Origin of the sequence: Microbulbifer halophilus (assembly GCF_026183675.1) — a bacterium.
In the GTDB taxonomy this organism is placed as follows: Bacteria; Pseudomonadota; Gammaproteobacteria; order Pseudomonadales; family Cellvibrionaceae; genus Microbulbifer; species Microbulbifer halophilus.
Window position 1 is genome coordinate 127978 of the sequence record NZ_JAPIVK010000011.1, and the last position, 7157, is coordinate 135134.

At 64.6% G+C, this 7157-nt stretch carries 6 protein-coding genes; all 6 read right to left on the reverse strand.

The genetic code is table 11. From position 1 onward, the window contains the following. Positions 1 to 44: 44 nt before the first annotated feature. The gene (locus OQE62_RS07950; protein ID WP_265721483.1) at positions 45 to 839 is read right to left on the reverse strand and encodes a MotA/TolQ/ExbB proton channel family protein; all 795 of its coding nucleotides are present in this window, start codon (positions 837 to 839) and stop codon (positions 45 to 47) included. Positions 840 to 856: 17 nt separating this feature from the next. After that, positions 857 to 1105 (reverse strand): hypothetical protein, encoded by a 249-nt coding sequence (locus OQE62_RS07955; protein ID WP_265721484.1) that lies wholly within the window; start codon positions 1103 to 1105, stop codon positions 857 to 859. Positions 1106 to 1138: 33 nt separating this feature from the next. Continuing rightward, positions 1139 to 3229, reverse strand: a complete 2091-nt coding sequence (locus tag OQE62_RS07960) for a PEGA domain-containing protein (RefSeq protein WP_265721485.1) — start codon at positions 3227 to 3229, stop codon at positions 1139 to 1141. Positions 3230 to 3499: 270 nt separating this feature from the next. Continuing rightward, entirely contained in the window at positions 3500 to 5080 is a 1581-nt protein-coding gene (locus tag OQE62_RS07965) for a tetratricopeptide repeat protein (RefSeq protein WP_265721486.1), read from the reverse strand. A gap of 298 nt (positions 5081 to 5378) precedes the next feature. Beyond that, the gene (locus tag OQE62_RS07970) at positions 5379 to 6587 is read right to left on the reverse strand and encodes a hypothetical protein (RefSeq protein ID WP_265721487.1); all 1209 of its coding nucleotides are present in this window, start codon (positions 6585 to 6587) and stop codon (positions 5379 to 5381) included. A gap of 17 nt (positions 6588 to 6604) precedes the next feature. After that, positions 6605 to 7157, reverse strand: a 553-nt coding sequence (locus OQE62_RS07975) for a hypothetical protein (RefSeq protein ID WP_265721488.1), incomplete at its 5' end; no start/stop codon positions are given.

A 7157-nucleotide genomic window follows, 5' to 3' on the forward strand; every position in this document is an offset into this window, starting at 1 on the left:
TCTCCCAAGGGGAGAGGGGAGCTATTCTTTCGGGTTCCGGGTTGTCAGCTCACCTTGAGAAAACGCAGCAGCCTGTTGTCGCAGTAGCTCTGCGTATCCAGTACCAGCCGCTCCTGCATCAGTTGCAGCTGGTGGGTGAAGAACATGATCACGATGCTGATCACCAGCGCCACGAAGGTGGAGTTGAAGGCCACACCCAGGCTGACGGTGACGCCGGCGATATCGCCTTCCACGGCGCGGTGTGCCTGGGACAGGGCCTCGCCGATGCCGCGCACCGTGCCGATAAAGCCGATCGACGGGATCGCCCAGGTGATATAGCGCACCATCGCCAGCTCGCTGTCGAGGCGATCGCCCTCGGTGTCGCAGACTTCCTTGACCGAGTTGGAGGTGGCGGCGACGTTGCGGGTGGAGCCGAAGCGCTGCAGCGCGGTGAGCAGGGCGCGGGGTAACAGGTAGCTGCGCTCCTCTTCCGGCAACGCCTGGATCGGCCGCGACAGGTCGCGCGCGTCTTCCGGCAGCACCGGTGTGCCCTCGCCGACATTCAGCAGGGCGCGGTCGAGCAACTGGCGTTCGCGCAGGCTGCGGCGCGCCTTCAGGCCCATGATCGCCATGGCCCAGAGCATCAGTACGAAACAGGCTTCCTGCTCGTAGTCGCGCATCACGATATAGAGGGAGCGCTGCTGCACATAGGTTTCGCCGGCGGCTTCCTGCGCCATCTGCTCTTCGATCATGGCGTCCGCATTGGGGCGGATGATCGACACATAGACGGCGTGAACCAGGATGATTGCGCCGAGCAGCGCAAACAGCTGGAAGAGAAAGTCGGAGGATTTGAATTTCATGGTGTCGCTCGCTCTTCTCAGATATCGACCGGGTAGGAGACGGACAGGTCTTCGGAGATTTCCTCCGAGGCTTCGTAGTCGTCTGCGTCGGTCGAGGCTTTCTTGTCTTCATCCCCGGCTTTTGCCTGGGCCACTTTTACCGGTTCCGTTGTTTCCCCGGTATCTTCTTTTTCGCTTTCCCCGCTCTCATCCTGTGCCACTGTCGGGGCGGAGATCGCCGCGACGCAGAGCAGGGTGAATAGCCAGTGTTTTGCTGGGTGTCGCATCAGTAGGCTCCGGTGTTTGTCAGCATTTTCAAATCAGTTCACCCACCGCGCCACGCGGAAACCCACGTCGTTGCGGGGATCGGCGCCGTAGTCGCGGAAGGACAGGCGCAGTTCGGTCAGCCCGGCGTGGCGCCAGCTTGAGCCGCGGATCACATGGTAGTCGCCGTCCTGGGGGCCCACCGGGTTTTCCTCGCGGCGCATGGAAAGGCCGGTGCCGATGGTGTACAGGTCGTGAATCCACTCCGAGACGTTGCCGCCCAGGTCGTGCAGGCCCAGGCCATTGGCACTGTAAGTGGCGACGGGTGCGGTGGCGGCGTAGCGGTCGCTGTAGCTGCGCAGCACTGCCGGGACCAGCTCCGCGGCGTTGTTGTCGGCGTAGTTGCCGGAATCTTTTCGCACCGGCAGCTCGTCTCCCCAGGGGAATTTGCGCATGTCGCCGTTCTGGAAACGCGCCGCCCAGGCCCACTCCGCTTCTGTGGGCAGGCGGTAGCCGTTGGCGCCGCCGTCGAAGCCGGTAACGCGGTCGCGCTCGGTGCGGTAGACGGGGGTGAGCCCGTCGCGTTCACTGAGCCAGTTGCAGAAGAGCGCCGCGTCGGTCCAGGAAATGTTGACCACCGGCAGGTTGTCGTTGTCGAGACTGACACCGTCGACGTGGCTGGAACTGTGCATGCGCCTGAAGCGTCGGAACTCGCGGTTGGTGACCTCGGTGACGCCGATATAGAAAGCGCGGTTGAGGTAGATCTCGCGCATCACTTCGTTGGCGCGGCGGCCCTGTTCGCGGCGGGAGGAGCCCATGGTGAACTTGGCGTCCGGGCGCATCAGCTTCATGCGGCCGCCGGCGGGGTGGCTGATCTCCGCCGGTACATCGCTCCAGCGCGCCTCCTCGGCGGTCAGCAGTACGGCGCGAATGCTCTGCTCGAGCTTGGCACTGGGGACCACGGTGGTGCGGTAGTCTTCGTAGCCTTCCTTGCGCACCAGGATTTCGTGGCTGCGGGTGGGCAGCCTGAAGGTCTCGCCGGCGTTGCCGGCCAGCTCTCCGTCGATATAGACGCGGGCGCTTTCCGGGCTGCTGGTGATGCGCACGCGACCGAAGACGGCGTTCAGGTCGATGGTCATATCGCGCTCGGCGCCGGCGCCCATCTGCACGGTGCGTTCCACCGAGGAGAAGCCGTCCTTGAAAAAGCGCAACTGGTGTTCCGTGCCGGAGGTGAGTGCCAGCTCCATGGGCGTGCGGCCGCGGAATTCGCCGTCCACTGTCACGCTGGCGCCGACCGGCGTACTCGCCACCTGGAGTATGCCGTCCGCCGCGCCCAGGTCCACCGGTGCCAGCCGCTGTTCGACGCCGGCGGTCACCGCTACCGGGATTTCCGCGGTCTTGTGGTCGGGCATGGAGATTTCCACCACGCGGTCGCCTTGTATCAGTTCCGCTTCCAGGGGTGTCCTGCCCAGCACTTCGCCCTCGACGGTGACGGTGGCACCGGGCGGGTTGCTGCTGATATGGATATCGGCCCAGGCGGGGCGCAATTGCGCCTCGAGGCGCTGGGTGTTGTCCAGGCCCTCGACGTCCACTTCCTGGGTGAAGGGCAGGTAGCGGTCGGTGAGCACGGTGATGCGCTTGCGCCCGGCGGGTACGTCTTTCACCAGACCCTGTTCGCTGGTGACTTCCTCGCCGTCTATCTCCACACGCACCGGCACCGGGGGATCCGCGACGATCTGCAGGTGGCCCGGCAGCTTTTCCAGCGTGACGGCGTGGCGGCTGTGGTCGTCGCTGGATATTTCCACCTCGCCGTTTTTCGGCAGGTAGCCGGTAGCACTGACGGTGTAGCTGTAGGTGCCGGGGAGCACCAGGTGGCCGTCGCCCAGGGGCAGGGCGAGGCCGCTGACACTGACGTCCGCGTCGGCGGGTTGGGTCTCGAAGATCAGCGAGCGAGCAACCAGCAGGTAGACCAGCACCAGGGTGCCGAGCAGCAGGCAGCCGGCGACAGTGAGGGCCCGCGGCGACAGGAGCAGTTTGCCGCCGCCGGCCTGCTCTTCAACCGGCGTGAAACCGACGGGCTGGATTACTGAAAAGTCGTCGTCGGCGGGGCTGTCGCCGCGAACGGGTACCGCTTCCTTCGCTGTCATTTATGGCTTCCTGTTACTGCGCACTTATCGATTTATCGCATTTGCAGAGTGGCGCCGGAATCCGGGGGCGCTTTCTGCCGGAACAGATATGCAAGTCTTCTTCGGTGCAGTACAGCTTAGTCTGCAACCGTCAACTCCATGGACCCGGCGATACCGTTTGTCGTAACAATCATCGTTTCAAGCATACCGGGACGGCGTTTTTGTTCAACGCGATAATTCTGTGCGTTTTGATTTTTATACAGGTCCCGGGTTCAGCTACAGGCCTCGGCTTCAGCTATTATTGGCACCGTTTATTTTTTCGGCACACTGGATCACCACCGTGGGCGGTTCTTCGCCGGGCTCCACGGTAAATTCGCGCCGAACGTCGCGGTAGCCGGCGCGCGTACCCACCGCGGTATAGCGGCCGGGCTTGAGGGTGATTTCCCGCTCGGCAAAGTTGCCCAGCCGCCCCACGTGGTAGATGGTGACGTTGGTGCTGCTGTCGGATTGCAGCACCACCGGCAGCGGGATCAGTGCCTGGGTGAGGGCGGTTTCCAGGTTTTCTATCTGCTGTTGCAGGCGCTCCGTGCGGGCGCTGCTGCCGCTGATGGTGCGGGCGTCGGCGAGTACGCTGCGGGCGTGCTGGTTGCGTTTGCTGTCGCCCAGGCTGAGCGGGTCGTCCAGCAGCGCCTGCAGGCGGTCGTCCAGTTCGGCGCGCGCCTCGGCGCGGGCCTTGCCGGTGATGGCGGATACCAGGCTGCCGTCTTTTTCCAGGAGGCTTGTGTAGCTTTCGACCGCGCCGTGCCAGTCCTCGGATTCCTCCTGTTGCTGCGCGCGGGCGAGCAGTTGGTCGATGCTCGACTGTTCGGCGCCGTTGCGGGCCTGCCGCAGGCCGATGGCCGGGTCTTCGGCTTCGGGTTTCAGTTTTTTGGCGCGGAGGAAGGCTTTTTCCGCGGCGGTGAAATCCCGCTCGGCAATGGCGGCGTAGCCGGTGGACATGGATTCGCTGTAATCCCGCTCGGTGATCGCCGCCAGTACTTTCGGCAGCAGTTCTTTCGCCGGGCGCGTTTGCGGATCCACCTCCAGCGACTGGCGGAGGGCGTCGCGCGCGCCGTCCAGTTGGCCGTCGGCGAAGGCCTGTTGGCCGTCGGTGAAATGTTTCCAGGCCTGCGGCAGTTTTTCCGCGCGGGCCTTGCCCTTTACACCGCGGGGGTGGTCTTCGGAAATGGTCAGTACCAGGTCGAAGGCGGCGTGGGCGGCCTCGGCGTCGCCGCGGTCCAGCGCCTCGTTGCCGTCGGCGATATGTTTTTCCAGGCGATCGGGAATGCTGTCGCGCAGTTGCTGGAAGGCGGCGAGGGATTCGCGGTACTTGTCCAGGGCGCGCTTGAATTGGCGCTGTCGGTAGATGCCGTCCGCCTCTTCGGCGAGGGATTTGGCCGCGGCGAAATCCTCCGCCGCCCAGACTTCGATATCCCTTTCTTCCAGTTCTTCCTGCAGTACCAGTATGTCCTGCAGTACCTTTTGCACAGCGCGGCGCTGCTGGGCGATTTCCGCATCGCTGTAGGGGGAGGCCTGTATTTTTTTCGCGCCGGATTCCTGTTCGCCGGTGTCGGTGGTGGCGGGCTCAATCCGGGGTTCGGGTTTTTCCACCGCCTGCGGCAGCAGCCAGAATACGCCCACGAGACCCGCCAGCAGCAGGCCGCCGAGGGCGAGGGGCCGCCACTGGGCCCTGTCGCCTTTCCCGGCCCCGGGTGTCTTCGCAGCCGGCCCGGGTTTTTGCGGCCTGTTGCCGCCCGCGCCGTCGCGGTCGAAGCTGAAATCGGCGGGCTGGATTGTGGTGTCGTCGTCGGAGGACGGATCGCGGTGTTGCATGGTGATTCCGCTCGGCTGTGTTTATTCTGCGCTGAGGTCGGGGCGTTCCCGAATGGCACTGAGTTAAGGCTTTGGGGCGGGCCTGCTACCGGGGGTTCTTTGCGGGACACGCCGTGTATACGTCCCTGTAGGCTTGTCTGCGAGGTGTCCCGGCCGCTCCAGGTATTCACGGCGCCTTCGGCCCCTCTCGCAGACAGTCCCGCAAAGAACCCCCGGCATCAGGCCCTTCGCATCGAGCTTCTGGCTTATCATAGCCATGCGGGGTAGTTCCGAGTACTGCACCGCCCCCTATGCCGCTTCAGATCTGCTCTTCCAGGTTGCCGGTTTCGGCTTCGTAGATTTCCTTGAGCAGTTCGCGCCACTGGCGGTACTGGTTTTCCACCGAGCCGGTCAGGGTCACGGTGCGGTCTTCCAGTTCCACGATGCGCGGTTCCACTTCCGCCTGCATCGAATCGCCCAGCTCCTGCAGGGCCTCGATATGCATCTTGGCCTCGCTGCGGCGGTCGAAACCGCTCTTGATCAGGTAGCCGCCCCCGGCGATCCCCACCTGGCCGGCGGCGCGGGCGCTGCCGGCTCCGGCACCGGCGGCGGCGATACCGCCGACGATGGCGGCGACGCCCATGATGGTGTGGTTGCGGGCCTTGCGTTTCAGCTCCTGCATCTGCTGGACTTCTTCATAGCTCATGGCCCGCCACTCCTGGTAGGGGGTTTCCATGGATTTGACGAAGGTGCCGTAGTAGCCCTGCAGGGTGTCGACGAACAGGTAGTCGCGTTCGCGGATCCTGCGCACCCGTTGCAGCATGGGATCATCTTCCGCCGGCAGTGCATTGAGCTGGTAGAGGCCGTCTTCGGTTTTGCTGAGGTAGCGGTCGAAGGCTTCCGGGGCGAAGCTTTGGGCAAATTTCAGTTCGGAGATGCTGCGCAGCTCGGCGATATACTGGTCCGACAGTTTCCGGCGGTAGACCAGCATGTCGTTGGCGACGCGATTGTAGATACCCTGGAAGGCGTCGCCCTTGGTGGGATGCTTGCTGTCGTAGGCGTAGTGGGATGCCTGCTCGGTGTACTGCCTGGTAAACCAGCGCTGGCCGCGGGAGTCGGTGACGGTGATATCCATGGTCAGGGTCTCGCCGTCGGACTGCACGATACGGCCGGTGACGGTGACGTCGATATTGGTGCGCTCGCTGGGAATCACCCGCACCGCGCCCCAGCCCTGGCTGGATTGCAGGGAGTCCGCCAGGGTGACGGCCACGTAGCGGGATTCCGCCCGCCGCAGCTCGGGGAACACCAGTTGGTCCTCGTCCACCTCGGCGGTGTCCAGGCCCGGGTTGAACTGCACTACGCCCACATCCAGCAGCCGGCCTTCGGGAATGGTGGCGTCCTCGACGGTGAGGGGGGTAAAGGCGGTGGTGCGCACATCGGTGGTGGTACAGGCACCGAGCGTGAACACCGCCACCAGCGGCAGTATGCGTATCAGCCTGCCGCCGATACTGGAGAGGGAAAAAAACATACCGATAGCCTCCGCTTTCAATTCTGCGCTTTTTTGTATTTCCGATACTCTTCCCAGAGCTTTTCCCGCAGTTCGGGGTCCGACTCACGCGTGGCGGCCTCGCGAATCTGCCGCGCTACCACGTCGTCGTCATCGCCGTCGGGAATATCCGCAGGTACCACCGGGGTGGTGCCGGTGTGGTTGTACTCGCCCTTGCGCCCTTTGGTGGGCATGCCGGGGCCGGTGGCCTGGCCGCTGGAGTTGTTCTGCTCCGCGCCCGGTCCCTCGCCACCGCCACCTCCCGGGGGCGCGGGGATTTCCGCTTCCGCCGATTCGATCAGGTCTTCGAGGGACTCGCCGGGTGGCGGTGCCTCCTCGCCCTCGGCGCCTTCGTCTTCGGCGGAGGCGGGGCGGTTGCGCACATACTCGCGCTCGCGCAGGATCATGCCGTCGTAGCTGGCCATGGTCGAGTCGAACTCGCCCTCGAGTTCCGCCACGCGCTCCGAGGATGACTGCGGGGCCTCATCGGGCGCGCTGTTGTCGCCGGAGGCCGGGCCGCCGGCGCTGGTGCGGGCGCCGCCCGCCGCCGGT